At 59.2% G+C, this 16,351-nt stretch carries 17 protein-coding genes; 7 read left to right on the top strand and 10 right to left on the bottom strand.

Annotated elements, in window-relative coordinates; translation table 11 throughout:
• The first annotated feature begins 12 nt into the window (after window positions 1-12).
• Window positions 13-2,436 carry a phenylalanine--tRNA ligase subunit beta gene (pheT, locus tag ISN39_RS20505; RefSeq protein ID WP_194728687.1) on the top strand — a complete coding sequence of 808 codons (2,424 nt, stop codon included), beginning with the start codon at window positions 13-15 and terminating at the stop codon, window positions 2,434-2,436.
• A gap of 68 nt (window positions 2,437-2,504) precedes the next feature.
• Here the strand turns inward: pheT and ISN39_RS20510 are convergent, their stop codons facing one another.
• Both ISN39_RS20510 and ISN39_RS20515 read right to left on the bottom strand, forming a co-directional pair.
• A complete protein-coding gene (locus ISN39_RS20510; RefSeq protein ID WP_039843611.1) occupies window positions 2,505-2,864 on the bottom strand; it encodes a nuclear transport factor 2 family protein in 360 nt (119 codons plus the stop codon).
• 121 nt (window positions 2,865-2,985) lie between these two features.
• On the bottom strand, window positions 2,986-3,486 hold the full coding sequence (locus ISN39_RS20515; protein WP_074070119.1) for a ferritin-like domain-containing protein: 501 nt from the start codon (window positions 3,484-3,486) through the stop codon (window positions 2,986-2,988).
• Between the two features lie 154 nt (window positions 3,487-3,640).
• On the opposite strand from ISN39_RS20515, the gene ISN39_RS20520 reads away from it, so the two are divergent.
• A complete protein-coding gene (locus ISN39_RS20520; RefSeq protein WP_194728688.1) occupies window positions 3,641-4,258 on the top strand; it encodes a hypothetical protein in 618 nt (205 codons plus the stop codon).
• On the opposite strand, the gene ISN39_RS20525 is transcribed toward ISN39_RS20520, so the two are convergent.
• Both ISN39_RS20525 and ISN39_RS20530 read right to left on the bottom strand, forming a co-directional pair.
• Window positions 4,248-4,691 carry a GNAT family N-acetyltransferase gene (locus ISN39_RS20525; RefSeq protein ID WP_194728689.1) on the bottom strand — a complete coding sequence of 148 codons (444 nt, stop codon included), beginning with the start codon at window positions 4,689-4,691 and terminating at the stop codon, window positions 4,248-4,250. The genes ISN39_RS20520 and ISN39_RS20525 overlap by 11 nt on opposite strands.
• A 9-nt stretch (window positions 4,692-4,700) precedes the next feature.
• Complete coding sequence (locus tag ISN39_RS20530; RefSeq protein WP_194728690.1) at window positions 4,701-5,648, bottom strand: aldo/keto reductase; 948 nt, start codon at window positions 5,646-5,648, stop codon at window positions 4,701-4,703.
• Between the two features lie 180 nt (window positions 5,649-5,828).
• On the opposite strand from ISN39_RS20530, the gene ISN39_RS20535 reads away from it, so the two are divergent.
• On the top strand, window positions 5,829-6,815 hold the full coding sequence (locus ISN39_RS20535; RefSeq protein ID WP_194728691.1) for a Gfo/Idh/MocA family oxidoreductase: 987 nt from the start codon (window positions 5,829-5,831) through the stop codon (window positions 6,813-6,815).
• Here the strand turns inward: ISN39_RS20535 and ISN39_RS20540 are convergent, their stop codons facing one another.
• Genes ISN39_RS20540 through ISN39_RS20555 form a run of 4 tightly spaced genes read right to left on the bottom strand, consistent with a single transcriptional unit; the run spans window position 6,816 to window position 9,311 of the window.
• On the bottom strand, window positions 6,816-7,208 hold the full coding sequence (locus ISN39_RS20540) for a GtrA family protein (RefSeq protein ID WP_194728692.1): 393 nt from the start codon (window positions 7,206-7,208) through the stop codon (window positions 6,816-6,818).
• Entirely contained in the window at window positions 7,201-7,563 is a 363-nt protein-coding gene (locus tag ISN39_RS20545; RefSeq protein ID WP_194728693.1) for a transporter, read from the bottom strand. The genes ISN39_RS20540 and ISN39_RS20545 overlap by 8 nt, the downstream gene beginning before the upstream one ends.
• Window positions 7,564-7,574: 11 nt before the next feature.
• The gene (locus tag ISN39_RS20550; protein ID WP_194728694.1) at window positions 7,575-8,279 is read right to left on the bottom strand and encodes a class I SAM-dependent methyltransferase; all 705 of its coding nucleotides are present in this window, start codon (window positions 8,277-8,279) and stop codon (window positions 7,575-7,577) included.
• Between the two features lie 30 nt (window positions 8,280-8,309).
• Window positions 8,310-9,311, bottom strand: a complete 1,002-nt coding sequence (locus ISN39_RS20555; RefSeq protein ID WP_348651961.1) for a glycosyltransferase — start codon at window positions 9,309-9,311, stop codon at window positions 8,310-8,312.
• Between the two features lie 173 nt (window positions 9,312-9,484).
• On the opposite strand from ISN39_RS20555, the gene ISN39_RS20560 reads away from it, so the two are divergent.
• From ISN39_RS20560 to ISN39_RS20570, 3 genes are read left to right on the top strand one after another with little or no spacing between them, the layout of a single operon-like run.
• On the top strand, window positions 9,485-11,323 hold the full coding sequence (locus tag ISN39_RS20560; protein ID WP_194730269.1) for a hypothetical protein: 1,839 nt from the start codon (window positions 9,485-9,487) through the stop codon (window positions 11,321-11,323).
• Between the two features lie 54 nt (window positions 11,324-11,377).
• Window positions 11,378-12,958, top strand: a complete 1,581-nt coding sequence (xseA, locus tag ISN39_RS20565) for an exodeoxyribonuclease VII large subunit (protein ID WP_194728695.1) — start codon at window positions 11,378-11,380, stop codon at window positions 12,956-12,958.
• An 8-nt stretch (window positions 12,959-12,966) separates the two neighbouring features.
• A complete protein-coding gene (locus tag ISN39_RS20570) occupies window positions 12,967-13,557 on the top strand; it encodes an NAD(P)H-dependent oxidoreductase (RefSeq protein ID WP_194728696.1) in 591 nt (196 codons plus the stop codon).
• Here ISN39_RS20570 and ISN39_RS20575 read toward each other — a convergent pair whose 3' ends face one another.
• Window positions 13,558-14,040 (bottom strand): MarR family transcriptional regulator, encoded by a 483-nt coding sequence (locus tag ISN39_RS20575; RefSeq protein ID WP_074066318.1) that lies wholly within the window; start codon window positions 14,038-14,040, stop codon window positions 13,558-13,560. It abuts the gene before it with no gap.
• Between the two features lie 101 nt (window positions 14,041-14,141).
• On the opposite strand from ISN39_RS20575, the gene ISN39_RS20580 reads away from it, so the two are divergent.
• A complete protein-coding gene (locus ISN39_RS20580) occupies window positions 14,142-15,053 on the top strand; it encodes an EamA family transporter (protein WP_194728697.1) in 912 nt (303 codons plus the stop codon).
• Here the strand turns inward: ISN39_RS20580 and ISN39_RS20585 are convergent.
• Window positions 15,001-16,254: an aminopeptidase gene (locus ISN39_RS20585; RefSeq protein WP_194728698.1), complete on the bottom strand. Its 1,254-nt coding sequence runs from the start codon at window positions 16,252-16,254 to the stop codon at window positions 15,001-15,003. The genes ISN39_RS20580 and ISN39_RS20585 overlap by 53 nt on opposite strands.
• Between the last annotated feature and the right edge of the window lie 97 nt (window positions 16,255-16,351).

A 16,351-nucleotide genomic window follows, 5' to 3' on the forward strand; every position in this document is an offset into this window, starting at 1 on the left:
AGGATTGAGATCATGAAATTCACGCTCTCCTGGCTGAAGGATCATCTGGAAACGGATGCCACCCTCGATGAAATCTGCACGCGCCTGACGATGATCGGGCTGGAGGTCGAAGGTGTCGATGACAAGGCGGCCTTCAGGCCTTTCATCATCGCCAAGGTTCTCTCCGCTGAGAAACATCCACAGGCCGACCGCCTGAAGGTTCTCTCGGTCGATACCGGCAAGGGTGCGCCGATCCAGGTCGTCTGCGGGGCGCCGAATGCGCGGGCGGGCCTCGTCGGCGCATTTGCCGCATCGGGCACCTATGTTCCCGGCATCGATGTGACGCTTTCCGTCGGCAATATCCGCGGCGTCGAAAGCCATGGCATGATGTGCTCCGAAAAGGAACTCATGATTTCTGACAATCATGAGGGCATTATCGATTTGCCCGAAGACGCGCCAATTGGGACCAGCTATGCGGCTTATGCCCATCTCGACGATCCTGTCATCGAGATCAACCTCACCCCGAACCGTCCGGACTGCACGAGCATTTACGGCATCGCCCGCGATCTGGCCGCTTCGGGTCTCGGCACGCTGAAGACGCGGCCTGCGCCGTCCTTCGCCGTCGAAGGCGAGACACCTGTCAAGGTGAAGCTCGATCTTGACGACGAAAAGCTCTGCCCGGGTTTTGCGCTCCGCCTCGTGCGCGGCGTCAGGAACGGTCCGAGCCCGCGCTGGATGCAGCAGCGGCTGCTGGCGATCGGTCTGCGTCCAATTAATGCGCTGGTCGATATCACCAACTACATGACCTTTGATCAGGGCCGGCCGATGCACGTCTTTGACGCTGCCAAGGTAAGCGGCAATCTGACCGTCCGCCGTGCGAGGGAAGGCGAGACGGTGCTGGCGCTCGACCAGCGTGAATACAAGCTTGGCCCTAACAATGTCGTGATCGCCGATGCGGACGGCATCGAGTCGATCGGCGGCATCATGGGCGGCGAGCATTCCGGCTGCGACGAAAACACGACCGACGTGCTGATCGAATGCGCGCTCTGGGACCCGATGAACATCGCCAAGTCCGGCCGCGGTCTGGGCATCATCACCGATGCCCGCTATCGCTTCGAGCGCGGCGTCGATCCGGAATATATGGTTCCCGGTCTGGAGCGCACGACGGAACTCGTTCTTGAACTTTGCGGCGGCACGCCGGCGAAGGCGGATGTCGTCGGCTACAAGGGCTATCAGCCGAAGACCGTCGATTTTCCCTACTGGGAAGTCAGGCGCCTGACCGGCCTTGAAGTCTCGACTGAGGAGAGCAAGGATATCCTGACCCGCCTCGGCTTCGGGGTGTCGGGCTCGGGCGAAAGCGTCTCGGTCGCCGTTCCTTCCTGGCGTCCGGACGTCGGCGGTAAGGCCGACCTCGTTGAGGAAGTCATGCGCATCCACGGCGTCGACAACATCAAGCCGGCGCCGTTGGAAAGCCATGCAGCCGTGAACGGCAAGATTCTGACGACACTGCAGATCCGCACGCGTATGGCCAAGCGGGCGCTCGCCTCGCGCGGCATGCTGGAGGCCGTCACCTGGTCCTTCATTTCGGAAGAGCAGGCGAAGCTCTTCGGCGGCGGCTCGCTGGCACTCAAGCTTGCGAACCCGATCGCAGCCGAAATGTCCGACATGCGCCCGTCGCTCCTGCCGGGTTTGTTGATGGCTGCGCAGCGAAACGCCGACAAGGGCTACGGCGATGTGGCGATCTTCGAAGTTTCCGGAACCTACGAGAATGACAGGCCGGACGGCCAGCGCCGTGTTGCCGGTGGCATTCGCCGCGGCACGGCGTCGCTCACCGGCGCCGGCCGCATGTGGTCGAACAATTTGAAGGGCGGCGGCAAGCCGGTCGATGTCTTCGACGCCAAGGCCGATGCGCTGGCGGTGATCGAGGCCTGCGGCCTGCCGATGGGCAACATCCAGATAGAGCAGGGCGGACCGGAATGGTATCACCCCGGCCGTTCCGGCACCATCAAGATGGGTCCGAAGGTCGTCCTCGGCTATTTCGGCGAATTCCATCCTTCGACGCTCGAAGCGCTCGATGTGTCAGGCGCGCTCTGCGGCTTCGAGGTCTATATCGACGCTATGCCCGAGCCGAAGAAGAAGGCGACACGCACCAAGCCGGCGCTGGAGCTTTCGCCCCTCCAGGCCGTCAAGCGCGATTTCGCTTTCGTCGTCGACAAGGCGGTTGAAGCAGGCGCGATCATAAAGGCTGCGAGCGGTGCCGACCGCAAGCTGGTCACCGGCGTCAATGTCTTCGACATCTTCGAAGGCGGATCGCTTGGCGAAGGCAAGAAGTCGGTTGCGATCGAAGTGCAGATCCAGCCCGTCGAGCGGACGTTGACGGACGAGGATTTTGAGGCTTTGACGCAGAAGATCGTGGCGAGCGTGACGAAGTTCACCGGCGGTGTGCTGCGAAGCTGACGAAGCATACGATGGGCGGCACTCCGGCCGGTGGCTGCGCCGGCCTGAATCAGTGAAAGCTGCGCCGCCTAGGAATGCAGGTAGTAGAGCTTGTTGACGATGGTCCATCGACCGTCGATCTTCAGCATCGACAGATAGTCGGTAAAGCGCATCCCGGCGAATTCGTCAGTCACCTTCGCCATCGCGGCATCGCCTGCGACATCGATCATTGTTATATCCATATACGGTTGCGTTCCCGGCGGGGCGGCGCCTTCAGCGGTGATCGCAGCGATGAATTCGTCGCGCGTCAGCCATTCGACCGCATGTTCATAGTGACCGATGATTGTGCTTTGCGGATGGAAGGCCTTTCGCAATGCGGCTTCGTTGGCAAAGGTCATGCCTTCGACGTAGAGATGGACGACTGCTTCGATTGCCTGCTGTTCGGACATATCTTGCACCCTCCGTATCGGCGTCATGATAACGCTGAAGGATTTAGAGGCGGGCGGTTCTTTGGCAAGCCGTGCCAAGTCTGAAGCAGCCGGTAAGACCGGCTGCTTCAGAGGATTGTCGTCAAGCTGCGCGGGCCGCTTTCTGGTTTGCGGCGGTGACGGCGAGTTTCGTGAGCAACTTGTCAGTTGCCGCTTCTTCCTGCAGGGTCTGGTCCAACAGCACGACGGCGTCCTTGTAGCCGAGGTTCTGCGCCCAGGTCTTCAGTGTGCCGTAACGGGCGATCTCGTAGTGCTCCACGGCCTGCGCCGCAGAGATCAGGCCGGCGTCGACCGCGGCCGTCCCCTTGAATTCTTCCATGATCTCTTCGCCCTCAGCGATGATGCCCTGAATTGCTTCGCACGTCTTGCCTTGAGCACGTTTGCCGGCAATCTCGAACACCTGCTGCAGGCGTTCTACATGGACTTCGGTTTCTTCCTTGTGCTTTTCGAAACCGGTCTTCAGATCGGCGGACTGAGCAGCGCGGGCCATCTTCGGCAGGGCGCGCAGAATCTGCCGCTCGGCGAAGTAGATATCCTTCAGAGTGTCGTAGTAGAGATCCTCAAGTGTCTTTCCCTTGGCCATTTCTTCGATCCTTGTTCTCGTTTTTGGAGTCACGCAGTCGTGAACCCTTAGAGAAGCGACCTAGTTGGAAATTGTTCCGCTGGAGCCCGCAATTTCCGGGTGGCATGAGCCGGATGACGGGATAGGTTCGTGCCGGCGGATGGAGGAGAGACGCATGAAAAAGCCTGGGTCGATGAAATCGCTCGAGGATCTGGGCCGGGCGCGGCTTTCGAAAAATTTCTTCCTCCGCGATTTCCTGCATTCCGAGATCGCCGATTTCTATCGCATTCCAAATATTCCAGACGACCCGGATCTTGCAATTGAGGCAGGTAGGCGGCTTTGCAAGGAACTGCTCGAGCCGCTTCAGGCGACGTTCGGCAAGCTGCACATCCGCTCGGGCTACCGTTCTGCCGCCGTCAATGAATTTGGAAACAAAAACAAGCTCAATTGCTCGACCAATGCCTCGAGTGCGGCGGACCATATCTGGGACATGCGCGATTTCGATGGCTGCATGGGGGCGACGGCCTGTGTCGTCGTACCCTGGATGATCGATACTTATCGTGATGAGGAAGATTGGCAGAAGCTCGCGTGGTGGATCCACGATCATCTGCCCTATGCATCGCTCTGCTTTTTTCCAAAGCTATGGGCCTTTAATATCCAATGGCACGAGCGGCCAAAGCGTGCGATCCAGAGCTATGTGCGGCCGCGCGGAACTCTCACCAAGCCGGGCATGGCGAATTGGCAAGGCGATCATTCGAAATTCTACCAGGGATTTCCGCCGCTCAGAAACTGATGCGATAGCGGATGTGTCCGTCGCTTTCGACATAGCTGTCGTAGAGCGCACGTGCCGTCTTGTTCTGTTCGTTCGTGTGCCAGTAAAGCCGCGACCAGCCGTACTGCTTGCAGAGCAAAATCAGGTCATCCATAAGCGCCCGGCCGACCCCTTTGCCGCGGGCGCCTGGGTGGACGAACAGGTCTTCGAGATAGCAGTCCTTGCCGCGAATCCATGTGCCTTCATGCGTCAGTGAGAGGGTGAACCCCATCACCTCTCCGTCGACTTCCGCAACGCGCATGAAGATTGCCGACGCCGGATCGAAAACCCGGCGCCACGTTGAATCGGTAATGTCCCCATCGACCGTGACTTCATAAAAGGCGAGGTAATCCTTCCAGAGTTCGCGCCAGCGCGCTTCGTCTTCCGGTCTCGCATCGCGGATCGTCACGGTCATGTCATCCCCTCAGGCGCCTGCCCTGTCGAGCAGTCTCATTGCTTCATCAGAAAGCTCAAGCTCCGCCGCCTTCACCAGGCTATCGAGCTGTGAGGTGCTGGTAGCACTGGCGATCGGTGCCGTCACGCCTTTCTTGTTGAGCAGCCAGGCGAGCGAGATCTCGGCAGGTTTCGCGCTCGTTTCGGCGGAAATCTGATCGAGTGCGGCGAGAATGCGCATGCCCTTAGCATCGAGGTATTTCGCGACCCTATCTTTGCGGGCCCTGCCCTGCGTATCGGCCTTGCTGCGGTACTTACCGGAGAGAAAGCCGGCTGCGAGGCTGAAATAGGTGATGACACCGATATCTTCCTTCACGCAAAGATCGGCAAGCTGGCCTTCGAAGCTCGATCGCTCATAAAGATTATATTCGGGTTGCAGCACATCGTAGCGAGGAACGCCAGCCTTCTCGGCGGCATCGAAGGATGCCTGAAGCTGGCCGGCATCGAGATTGGAGCAGCCGATCGCTCGGATTTTTCCCTGCTGCTTCAGCTTGGCGAAGGCGCCGAGCGTTTCTTCATAGGGTGTATTTTCGTCGGGCCAGTGGGAGAGGTAGAGGTCGATGTAATCCGTCTGCAGGCGGCGGAGCGAATCCTCCACGGCCTTGAGGATATATTGCTCTTTCAGCGACTTGCCTTGGCCCATGTCGGAGCCGACCTTGGTGATGATGACCGCCCTGTCGCGGGAGACCTTTCCGTTCTTCAGCCACTTGCCGATGATCTCCTCTGAATCGCCGCCTTTGTTGCCGGGCACCCAGGATGAATAGACGTCGGCCGTGTCGATGGTATTGAGACCTGCGTAGAAGAATGCATCGAGAATATCAAAGGACGTTTTCTCGTCGGCCGTCCATGCGAAGACATTGCCGCCGAAGACGATGGGCGAGATTGAAAGACCTGTTTTTCCGAGCCGGCGCATTTCCATGGCGCTTTCCTAAATTGCTGATTTGATTGAAAGTACGGATGCGGCAGAGCGTCGCCGAAAGTAAACTAGCGCAGGTTCCGGCAGAGGAAAGCCAAACTTTCGTGATTTGCGCGCACGCCATTGCGTCACCCGCCACCCCTGAATAAGGTTGCACCCATTCAAGCTCTGGGAGGCTAAGCCATGCTCCGTTTCGGTATTATTTCGACGGCAAAGATCGGCCGTGAACTCGTCGTTCCGGCCATTCAGGACGCGGAAAACTGCGTCGTCACCGCGATTGCCAGCCGCGATCTGAAAAAGGCGCGCGAGATGGCCGACCGCTTTTCCGTGCCGCATGCCTTCGGCTCCTATGAGGAGATGCTCGCCTCCGACGTGATCGACGCCGTCTACATTCCGCTGCCGACGTCGCAGCATGTCGAATGGACCATCAAGGCGGCAGACGCCGGCAAGCACGTCCTTTGCGAAAAACCGATCGCGCTCAATGCCGGCGAGATCGACAGCCTCATCGCTGCGCGTGATCGCAGCAAGGTCCTGATTTCCGAAGCCTATATGGTGACCTACGCGCCGGTCTGGCGAAAGGTCCGCTCGCTGATCGCCGACGGCGCGATCGGCAAGCTTCGCCATGTCCAAGGTGCCTTTACCTATTTCAATCGCGATCCCGGCAACATGCGCAACATTCCCGAACTTGGCGGCGGCGGCCTGCCCGATATCGGCGTCTATCCGACGATCAGCACGCGCTTTTCGACGGGCAAGGAACCACTGCGCATCCAGGCCGTCACCGAACGTGACCCGGAATTCGGCACCGATATCTATTCGAGCGTGAAGGCCGACTTCGGCGATTTCGAGCTGAGCTTCTACATCTCCACCCAGATGGCAAACCGCCAGGTCATGGTGTTCCACGGCACGGAAGGCTATATCGAGGTGAAATCGCCTTTCAACGCCGACCGCTGGGGGCCGGAGGAACTGGAACTCGCCAACCGCAGCCACAACGAGTCGACCATCTTCCGCTTCCAGGACAGCCGCCAATACAAATGTGAAGCAGAAGCTTTCGCCCGCGCTGCCAAGGGCGAGAAGGAAGAGGTCGTCACGCTCGAAAGCTCGAAGCTGAACCAAAAGGTGATCGACGCGATCTACCGCGCCAGTGAGAAGGACGGCTGGGAGCCTGTTTGATTATTCGCGAAATGCGAAACGGATGTAGCCGAAAATTGCAAAACACAGGGTAGAGGCGGAGGCGAGAACCATTGCCGCCAACGGCTGCAGCGACGGCAATACCGTTATGAGCGTGGCGTAGAGACCATAATTCAAGATCGCCGCAATCAGCACGATGGCGACGATCCCTGCGCGGCCGACCGACAGCCGACCGCCCGTCGTGAAATCGATGCGTCGCAGCAAAGCGAGCATAATGCCAAGGATTGCAACAAGGCTCACTGCCCGCGTCAAAAGCGGGCCTTGCACCACCTTCAGCAGCAAATGGAAGAGTAGCGTTTCGGCCGCCAGTCCAAGCAGCGACAATGCGGCAAAGCGCAGAAGCGACCCGCTTCGATTGAGAGAGGCGTCAGCCATTGATCGCGAGCATGCCAGCAATGATGAAAGCCGCGCCAATGGCGTAGCGAACAGTGAGGGCTTCCCCAAGAAAGACCTGCGCCAGCAAAGGCACGAAACAGAAGGTCAATCCCATAAAGGAGTAAGCAATCGTCAGCGGGACGGCTTTCAGGACGTAAATCCAGATGATCGTTCCGAGACCGTAAAGGAGTAGCGCTGCAAGCAACACCGGATTGAGAAGCAGAGCAAGAATATTGCGGACACTGAGCTCGCCTGTAGCTGCGCTCGCCAGCTTGAACAGCACCTGGCCCGAGGCAATCAGCATTGGCGTGCCGATAAGCCCAATCCATGTTGCGGTCGAAAAAGTGGAAAGCATCGAACCGTCCTTCAATCCGCTGCACCTCTTTCTTCCGAATAGAAGATGTCGCGACCGATATCCTCGCAGACAAAGGCTGGAGGCACTGGGTGAACAGCTCTCAGGAAGGAGTGCGTGTAAGGGAAGAAGTTGAAGTGCGGATTGAACGTGTAGCGGTATTCGCGTTCCCTCGGCACAACGATGATCAGGCGGCGTTTTGCAATCCGGCGCAGTTCCGCAATCGCTTGCCGGTAGTCGAGAATATGCTCGATCACATGCGTGCAGATGACCGTGTCGAATTCCGCGTTTGCAAAGGGGAGGTTTTCGACCTTGGCCGCGACATATTCGATGCCAGGCAGCCGTGATGCGTCTTCAATTACGAAGTCGACGCCTGTAAGGCGGTTGAGCCCAGGATGCGTCGCCTGGATGCTGCGGAGCAGCGCACCCGTGCCGCAGCCGATATCGCAGACGCTCTTTCCCGCGATCGATCCGAGGATGCGGCTGATGCAGGCCGCAGAATTGTCCGTGCCTTCGTGAACACGGGGATGCTTGCGGTAAAGCTCGGCATATTCCTCTGCCGAAAGAAACGGTGCTCGCTCGCGAAATTTCGCCAAGTGCGTGATGTGGTCGCCCCAGACGCGCCGTGCAGCCCAGCGAAACGCACCGGAATCACGGACAAACGGCGGCAGGATATCTTCCAGCACGAAACGAATACGGTTTGTGGTTTCTCTGTTCATGGAAAGGGCGTCACCTTTGAGCGGAAGCAACTATGCGATACGCGTGGTCCTGCCACCTCGCGCGGTTTCAATGGACTTTTCCGGCGCTAAACCCTGGCTCGGCGCGGCGACGTTGAGGTAATGAATGCGAAGCTGCTCGGCACGCGAGCGTGCGACGGAATCAAGGATCAGACCCGCGGTAAAGACCATGAAGGAGATCATCATCAGCGCCATGGAGAGAACCCATGTCGGCATGCGGTTGACAAGCCCGGTTTCGAAGTATTCCGCCAGCACAGGCGCCATGAAAGCCATGCTCGACAGCATGAAGAACGCGCTGATGAGGCCGAAGAAGGCAAAGGGCCGCGTTTCCTTCATGAGCATGGCGAACATCCAGAGAATTTTGCCGCCGTCCTTCAAGGTCGAGAGTTTCGAGTGCGAACCTTCCGGGCGGCGGCCGTAATCGAGTTCCAGCTCGGCGACCGGCAGCTTGAGCCGAGAGGCGTGGACGGACATTTCGGTCTCGATCTCGAAACCGGCGGAAACGGCCGGGAAGCTCTTGACGAAACGGCGCGAGAAGGCCCGGTAGCCTGAGAAAATATCGGTGAAGTCCGGACCGAAGATCGTGCGGTAGAGAATGTTGAAGATGCGGTTGCCGAAAGCATGCCCGTTGCGCCCGGCGTCGGAATGAACGCCGCGCCGTGTTCCGACCACCATGTCGGCGCGTTCGGTCAGCAGCGTGCGGATCAGCTCTTCGCCGTCTTCCGGCGCATAAGTGCCGTCGCCATCCGCCATCAGATAGATGTCGGCGTCGATATCGGCGAACATGCGGCGCACGACATGGCCCTTACCCTGGCGCCGTTCGCGCACGACAGCGGCGCCGGCCAGCATCGCATGGAGCGCGGTGCCGTCTGTCGAATTGTTGTCGTAGACATGAATCTGCGCTTGCGGCAGTGCCGCTTTGAAGCCGCGGACGACTGCACCGATCGTGGCCGCTTCGTTGTAGCACGGAAGCAGCACAGCGATGTTTAGCGTTTTGGTCTGCGATCGTGTCATGATGCCACTCGCCATTCACAATTGGCGCGCAGTCTAAAACATGCAGCGTTAATAAGACCCTATAACGCGGGACGAATCGGCAGCCATCCGGACGCTTTACACTTTCTTGATCTGCAAAAGCTAAAGTTCGCGCAGCTTAGGACGGGACAACAGGAATGGCGAACGCCGCAGGAATGACCGGCAATTCAGCTTCTAAATCTTCGCCGCCCATCGTGTCGCTTGCCGCTGTCCGCATGCTTCTCACGCGTCTGTGGCCGTCCGTGTCGCTTTATAGCGCGGTGCTGATCGCGTGCATTTTGCCCGTGAAGCTGATCGGGACGAAAGACTATGTCGGTCCTGACAATGACGACGGCATGCGGCTCGTCGAAGTAAGGGATTTTCTCTCCGGGCAGAGCTGGTTCGATTTGACCCAATACCGGCTGGGCGTTGATGGCACGCTGATGCACTGGTCGCGGCTGATCGATTTGCCAATCGCAGGGCTCATCAAATTCTTCGGTTTGTTTCTGGCGGGCGAGCAGGCCGAGGCCGTGGCGCTCGCGATCTGGCCCGTCTCACTCGTTATCCCTCTCATGCTTGCGATGGCGATTGCGGGCCGCCGCATCGGCGGTGTGCCTGCCATGCATGTCTCTCTGGTGATGACCGCACTAGGCGTATGGACCAGCAACCGTTTCGTTCCGGGTGCGATCGATCATCACAACGTGCAGATCGGGCTTGTCGCGATGATGACGGCAATGCTTCTCGATGAGGAGCATCAGGCCTGGAGCTATATCGTTGCAGCCTCGATGGCGGCTCTCGCGATCGCCATTGGGGTCGAGACAACACCTTTCGTCGCAACGGTTTGCCTCGTTGTCGCTCTTCATTGGGCTTGGGTGGGGCAAGCCTTTCAGAAGGCTGCCAAAGCATTCGGGCTGACGCTCACGCTGGCCGTCAGTATTCTGTTCTTCTCGACCATGCCGCCCCGGCTTTATTCGACCGTGACCTGCGATAATTTTTCGCTTGGTTTTTACGGCCTCGCTGCGATCGGCGGTGGGATGCTTTCCGTTGCGGCTGTTTTCGCAAGCCGCGCGTCGAGAATAGGACGCTTCGCTGCACTCGGTGGTATCGGCATCGCTGTTGCAGTTTCGGCCATGGTGATCGCGCCCCAATGCCTGCATAATCCGCTTGACGATCTCGATCCAATGCTCGTTGAGCTGTGGCTGAACAATATTTCAGAAGCGCGCTCCATGCTCGACATGATCCGCGACGAGCCTTTCGGCGTCGGTGCCTTTTACGCAGCCGGTCTTTTGGGCATTGCTGTCAGCGCATTCCGAATCCTCTATCGCGACAGGGTGCGGATTCACGCCATCCTGCTTTTCCTGCTCGTCCTCTGCTGGGCCATCGGCCTCATGCAGGTGCGCGGGGCACCCTTTGCAAACCTGATCGCTACCCTGCCGCTCGCGCTGCTGATTGTCGATATCCGCCGTATATCGAACAGCGATCGCGAAAATGTCGCTGTCGCATTCTGTTACATCATGCTTGTGCTTGCCAGCGTACCTGCTGTTTGGGCCGTTGCTGGAGCCTTCGTTGAGCTGCAGAGGCAAACGGAGGAAGACAAGAACGAAGCGAAAGACAAGGAAAACAAGCCTTCGTGTATCTCAAGAGAGGCTCTTGCGCCGCTGAATGCGATGCCTGTCGGCATGGTGGCGGCCTCATCTGAACTCGGCGTGCCGATCCTCCGCTTTACGAGCCAGCATGTCCTGACCGCACCTTATCATCGCAATCCCCGGGGTATGCTGACCGAAATGCATATCGGCCTCTCGGAACCGAAGGATGCAGAGGCCTTCCTGAGGGGGGCGGACGTTCATGTTTTGGCTTTCTGTCCCGACGATTATCCGACGATGCAGTTCGCAAAACTGAAGCCGGAGGGTCTTTATTCTCAATTGGCGAAGGGCAATGTGCCGTCCTACCTCCAACCGCTTCCCAAGGCCGCGGGCGTTGGGGTGCAGTTCTTTCTCTTCAAGCCGGAAAATTGAGCGCTAACCCGATGCTCTACTGATCTTTCCCTCCGCTTTCGCTAGAAAGGAAGGATGAGCAATGTCTTCGACACCGATTCGCCCACCAACCTGACTGAATATTCGGTCTCCGAACTTTCGGGATCGATCAAGCGCACGGTCGAGACTGCTTTCGACCAGGTCCGGGTGCGTGGCGAAATTTCCGGCTATCGCGGCCCGCATTCATCGGGGCATGCCTATTTCTCGCTGAAGGACGATCGCGCGCGTATCGACGCCGTCATCTGGAAAGGCACGTTCTCGCGGCTAAGGTTCCGGCCGGAAGAAGGCATGGAGGTGATCGCCACCGGCAAGGTGACGACCTTTCCTGGCTCGTCGAAATACCAGATCGTCATTGAAACGCTGGAGCCCGCGGGTGCGGGCGCGCTGATGGCGTTGATCGAGGAGCGCAAGCGCAAGCTTGGTGCTGAGGGTCTTTTCGACGCGGCGCGCAAGAGGCGGCTGCCGTTCATGCCGAGGGTCGTCGGCGTCGTCACGTCGCCAACGGGCGCCGTCATTCGCGATATCCTGCACCGCATTTCCGATCGTTTTCCAGTCCATGTCATCGTCTGGCCTGTCAAGGTGCAGGGAGATGGTTCAGGCGAGGAGGTGGCCAATGCCATCCGCGGTTTCAACGGCTTCCAGCCGGGCGGCGAAATGCCGAGGCCTGATGTGCTGATCGTCGCGCGTGGTGGCGGCAGCCTGGAAGATCTCTGGAGCTTCAATGACGAGATTGTCGTGCGCGCCGCTGCTGAAAGTGAAGTTCCGCTTATCTCGGCGGTTGGCCACGAAACTGACTGGACGCTGATTGACTATGCGGCCGATGTGCGCGCGCCGACGCCGACGGGGGCTGCGGAAATGGCCGTTCCCGTCAAAGCCGAACTGGACGCCCAGGTTTCTGCGCTTTCGGCCCGCCTGCAAGGCTGCATGAGCCGGCAGATGGATCACAGGATGCAGTCCGTTCGGGCATTGATGCGAGCGCTGCCGTCCCTCGATCAGTTGCTGGCGCTGCCGCGCCGACGCTTTGATGAAGCGGCCGCAGGTCTTGGTCGCGGGCTGGAGCTCAACACCATCAATAAGCGCCGGAGCTTCGAGCGTACCGCATCGCATCTGAGGCCGGACGTTCTTTCGAACCGCATTGCCGAGCGCCGCCAGATGCTTGCCGAGCGGATGACGCGCGCCGAGCGCACGGTGGAGCGACTGATCGATCGCTCCAGGTCCCGTGTCGGGCGGGCCGATGCCGTCTTTGGGTCCTTGCCGGCGCGGCTGAAGACGCAGACGGCACGCATGCGCGACCATCTGGCAAACCTGTGCCGTCACGCCGATACCGCTGTCCGCCATCAGTTGACACGGGCAAGGGGCGAGCTTTCGGCACAGGACCGCGTATTGCAGTCGCTTTCCTACAAGAACGTTCTGAAGCGCGGTTATGCAGTCATCCGCGACGATGAGAACCGGCCGGTCTCGCAGGCCGCGGCTCTTTCGGCCGGCGTGGGCATTTCGATCGAGTTTGCCGACGGCCGCGTCGGCGCCGTGACAACCGAAGGCGGTGCGCCACCGAAGAAACGCTTGCCGAAGGCTGAAGAGCCCACCATGCCGCCGAAGCAGGGTAGCCTGTTCTAGGGGGACCGATGCGTATCCTGCTGGTGCTCGCCCATCCGCTTAACGAGAGTTTTGCTGCCGCTGTTGCAAAGACTGCGAGTGAAGCTCTGGCAGAAGCTGGTCATGCGGTTGATCTGCTCGATCTCTACGCCGAGGATTTCGACCCTCGCCTCACGAAGGCCGAGCGCGGCGGCTACTTCGACATCCCCTATGACACCTCCGGCGTCTCAAAGATTGTGGAGCGGTTGAAGGCGGCCGATGGATTGATCCTCGTCTTTCCGCAATGGTGGTTCAATTTTCCGGCGATCCTCAAGGGGTTCTTCGATCGGGTCTTCGCGCCCAGTGTTGCCTTCTCGCATGATACGGCCGGCGGGCGGATCGTTCCGCAGCTGACAAATATTAAGCTGCTTTGGGCTCTGACGACGACGGGCTCGCCATGGTGGCTGGTTCATCTCTACATGGGCGATCCGGTGCGCCGGCTACTGAAGCGCGGCATTGCGAATTTCTGCTCCAAGGGCCTCAATTTTCGAATGCTCAGCCTGCACGACATGGATCGCGCGACGGCCACCAAACGCCAAGCTCATCTTGATCGCGTGCGCAAGGCGTTGAGCGCGATCTGACTATTCGAATTTCGCGAGGAACTTGCGCAGCAGCGCATCGAGCGCTGCCTTGTCTTCATCGCTGAGGTTTTCGATAAGCCGCTGCTGATTGGCGACGTGGGCACCGACCGCGGTCTCGACGGCCGCAAAACCATTCTCCGTCAATGCAATCAGCACGCTTCGCCGGTCGTCGGGGTTGAGAACGCGTTCGACGAAACCTGCTTTCTCGAGCTGGTCGATGCGGTTGGTCATCGTACCGGAGCTCACCATCGTCATCGCCAGCAGATCGCCAGGCGAGAGGCGATAGGGTTTTCCGGAACGCCGCAGCGTTGCAAGCACGTCGAAGGCGGATGTCGAGAGCCCGTGCTGCAGCAGGACTTGCTCTATCTCGCGTCCGAGATGTGTCGTCAGCCGTTTCAGGCGCCCCAGGATACCCATGGCTTCGACATCGAGGTCCGGCCGCTCACATTGCCATTGGGACAGGATTTTATCGACGCGGTCCATTGCTTCTTCATTCCTTCGATAAACAAGCGATAGCACGATATATCTTGACGTCAAGATAAATGCTGTTATGTTGAATTTATCTTGAAATAGAGATTCTTGATATGAAGAAAAATAGCGCATATGCAGCCGATGTCCTGATGACGGCCATTGCGCCCGCCATCTGGGGCAGCACCTATTTCGTCACGACCGCCTTCCTGCCTGCCGGCTATCCGCTGACCGTTGCAATGCTGCGCGCTTTGCCTGCCGGTCTCCTCTTGCTCGCCACCATCCGTCGCTTGCCGTTTGGTATCTGGTGGGGGAGGGTCTTCATCCTCGGCGCGCTGAATTTCTCGTTCTTCTGGGCAATGCTTTTCGTTTCGGCTTACCGGCTTCCAGGCGGTGTCGCCGCGACGGTCGGGGCTATTCAGCCTCTGATCGTTATCGCGTTATCGCGCCTCTTTCTTGGCAAGCCGATTAAGCTTCTTGCCGTCGTTGCCGGTTTGGGCGGAATGGCTGGCGTCGCGCTGTTGGTGTTGACACCCAAGGCTGCGCTCGATCCGGTCGGCGTTGCCGCCGGTCTCGCGGGCGCCGTATCAATGGCTTTCGGCACGGTGCTGACGCGCCGTTGGACACCGCCGGTCTCGAACCTCGCCTTCACGGCATGGCAACTGACGGCTGGTGGGCTTTTGCTCGTGCCAGTCGCGCTGATGTTCGAGCCGGCTCTTCCGATGCCGACAACTGCAAATGTGCTGGGCATGGCCTATCTCGGACTGATTGGCGCGGCCTTCACCTATGTCCTATGGATCCGCGGCCTGTCGAAGATCGAGCCAGCGGCGGCCGCGTCGCTTGGCTTTTTGAGCCCGCTCGTGGCGACGTTTCTCGGTTGGCTGGCGCTTGGCCAGAGCTTGACGCCTGTGCAGCTCTTCGGTTTCCTGCTTGTGCTGGCGAGCGTCTGGATCAGCCAGAGAGCGATGGCGCCCGTCAGGCCCATTCTCCCTGCCGCATCACCGGAACCCGCGAGCCGTCCGGCTTGATGCCATCGATATCCACTTTGTCGGAACCGATCATCCAATCGATATGGATAAGGCTGGAATTTCCGCCCTGCGCCTTGATCTGGTCCTGGTTGAGCTTTGCGCCGTCGAGGAAGCACTTCGAGTAGCATTGTCCGAGCGCGATATGGCACGAGGCGTTTTCATCAAAAAGCGTATTGTAGTACAGGATACCGCTCGCCGAGATCGGTGATGAATGCGGCACGAGCGCCACTTCGCCGAGGCGGCGCGCGCCGTCGTCGGTATCGAGCACCTTGTTCAATACCTCCGCGCCACGCGAAGCCTTGGCCTCGACAATCCGGCCTTCTTCGAAACGAACCTGGATGTTGTCTATCAGCGTGCCCTGGTGCGAGAGCGGCTTGGTGCTTGAGACATGGCCCTCGACGCGCAGCGCGTGCGGGGTCGTGAAGACCTCTTCGGTCGGGATGTTCGGGTTGCAGGTAACGCCGTTCTTGGCGACGGAGGCGCCGCCATGCCACTCATGACCGTCGGCAAGGCCAACGGTCAGGTCGGTACCCGGTCCCTTGAAATGCAGTGCTGCGAAGCGCTGACCGTTCAGCCAGGATGAGCGGGTGGCAAGGTTCGTATTGTGCTCCCTCCAGGCTGAGACCGGATCGTCGAGATCGACGCGCGAGGCGGCAAAGATTGCCTTTGCCAGTTTCGCGACCGCAATCGGCTCTGGATCGTCGGCAAACACGACCTTCGCCCAGGAGGGATTCGGATAGGCAACGATGTTCCAGTTAATGTCGAAATTCGAGATCTTTTCGAGCGCTGGTTTGTAGGCAGTGGAATTCGCCCGGTTCGCGCGGCCGACCTTGCCGGGGTCCTGTTCGGAAAGCAGCATTGGATTGTCGCCGGCAATTGCAAGGCGTGCCGCACCGTTTTGATATGCCTTTGCCATACCTTCGTAGAGCCAGCCGGAGGCACGGTCGAAGCCTTCGTCGCTGCCGTATTGATAGCGGGCAAGCGTCGTTTCTTCGTCCGAGTAGAAAGTCGTAACAAGCCCCGCGCCGGCCATGTAGGCGTGGTTGGTGATCAAGCGAACCAGCGGCATTGCGACAATCGGCGCGGTCATTACCAGATCCTGACCCCTTTGAAGCTGCAGGCCTACCTGGACGGCGACCTCGGCGAGCTTTTCCAGCTTGATCGGATCGACGGAATTCTGGCTCTGGGGCATGAACGTCATGGCCGGCTACCTCCTGAAATCGACTCTCTGAAGATGCCAGACTTAGACCCCTTTACGGCGAAAATGAAGCTCGCCAGCGTGAAAATGCAGGGCCGCA

The organism is Rhizobium sp. 007 (genome assembly GCF_015353075.1).
Taxonomy (GTDB): domain Bacteria; phylum Pseudomonadota; class Alphaproteobacteria; order Rhizobiales; family Rhizobiaceae; genus Rhizobium.

Bases quoted from the DNA above. Each gene is read 5' to 3' on its own strand.
- ISN39_RS20560 (WP_194730269.1), top strand. From the start codon at position 9,485: ATGACCGGCAATTCAGCTTCTAAATCTTCGCCGCCCATCGTGTCGCTT.
- ISN39_RS20515 (WP_074070119.1), bottom strand. From the start codon at position 3,486: ATGGCCAAGGGAAAGACACTTGAGGATCTCTACTACGACACTCTGAAG.
- ISN39_RS20535 (WP_194728691.1), top strand. From the start codon at position 5,829: ATGCTCCGTTTCGGTATTATTTCGACGGCAAAGATCGGCCGTGAACTC.
- ISN39_RS20540 (WP_194728692.1), bottom strand. From the start codon at position 7,208: ATGGCTGACGCCTCTCTCAATCGAAGCGGGTCGCTTCTGCGCTTTGCC.
- pheT (WP_194728687.1), top strand. From the start codon at position 13: ATGAAATTCACGCTCTCCTGGCTGAAGGATCATCTGGAAACGGATGCC.
- xseA (WP_194728695.1), top strand. From the start codon at position 11,378: ATGAGCAATGTCTTCGACACCGATTCGCCCACCAACCTGACTGAATAT.
- ISN39_RS20550 (WP_194728694.1), bottom strand. From the start codon at position 8,279: ATGAACAGAGAAACCACAAACCGTATTCGTTTCGTGCTGGAAGATATC.
- ISN39_RS20530 (WP_194728690.1), bottom strand. From the start codon at position 5,648: ATGGAAATGCGCCGGCTCGGAAAAACAGGTCTTTCAATCTCGCCCATC.
- ISN39_RS20520 (WP_194728688.1), top strand. From the start codon at position 3,641: ATGAAAAAGCCTGGGTCGATGAAATCGCTCGAGGATCTGGGCCGGGCG.
- ISN39_RS20510 (WP_039843611.1), bottom strand. From the start codon at position 2,864: ATGTCCGAACAGCAGGCAATCGAAGCAGTCGTCCATCTCTACGTCGAA.
- ISN39_RS20545 (WP_194728693.1), bottom strand. From the start codon at position 7,563: ATGCTTTCCACTTTTTCGACCGCAACATGGATTGGGCTTATCGGCACG.
- ISN39_RS20555 (WP_348651961.1), bottom strand. From the start codon at position 9,311: ATGACACGATCGCAGACCAAAACGCTAAACATCGCTGTGCTGCTTCCG.
- ISN39_RS20575 (WP_074066318.1), bottom strand. From the start codon at position 14,040: ATGGACCGCGTCGATAAAATCCTGTCCCAATGGCAATGTGAGCGGCCG.
- ISN39_RS20525 (WP_194728689.1), bottom strand. From the start codon at position 4,691: ATGACCGTGACGATCCGCGATGCGAGACCGGAAGACGAAGCGCGCTGG.
- ISN39_RS20585 (WP_194728698.1), bottom strand. From the start codon at position 16,254: ATGACGTTCATGCCCCAGAGCCAGAATTCCGTCGATCCGATCAAGCTG.
- ISN39_RS20570 (WP_194728696.1), top strand. From the start codon at position 12,967: ATGCGTATCCTGCTGGTGCTCGCCCATCCGCTTAACGAGAGTTTTGCT.
- ISN39_RS20580 (WP_194728697.1), top strand. From the start codon at position 14,142: ATGAAGAAAAATAGCGCATATGCAGCCGATGTCCTGATGACGGCCATT.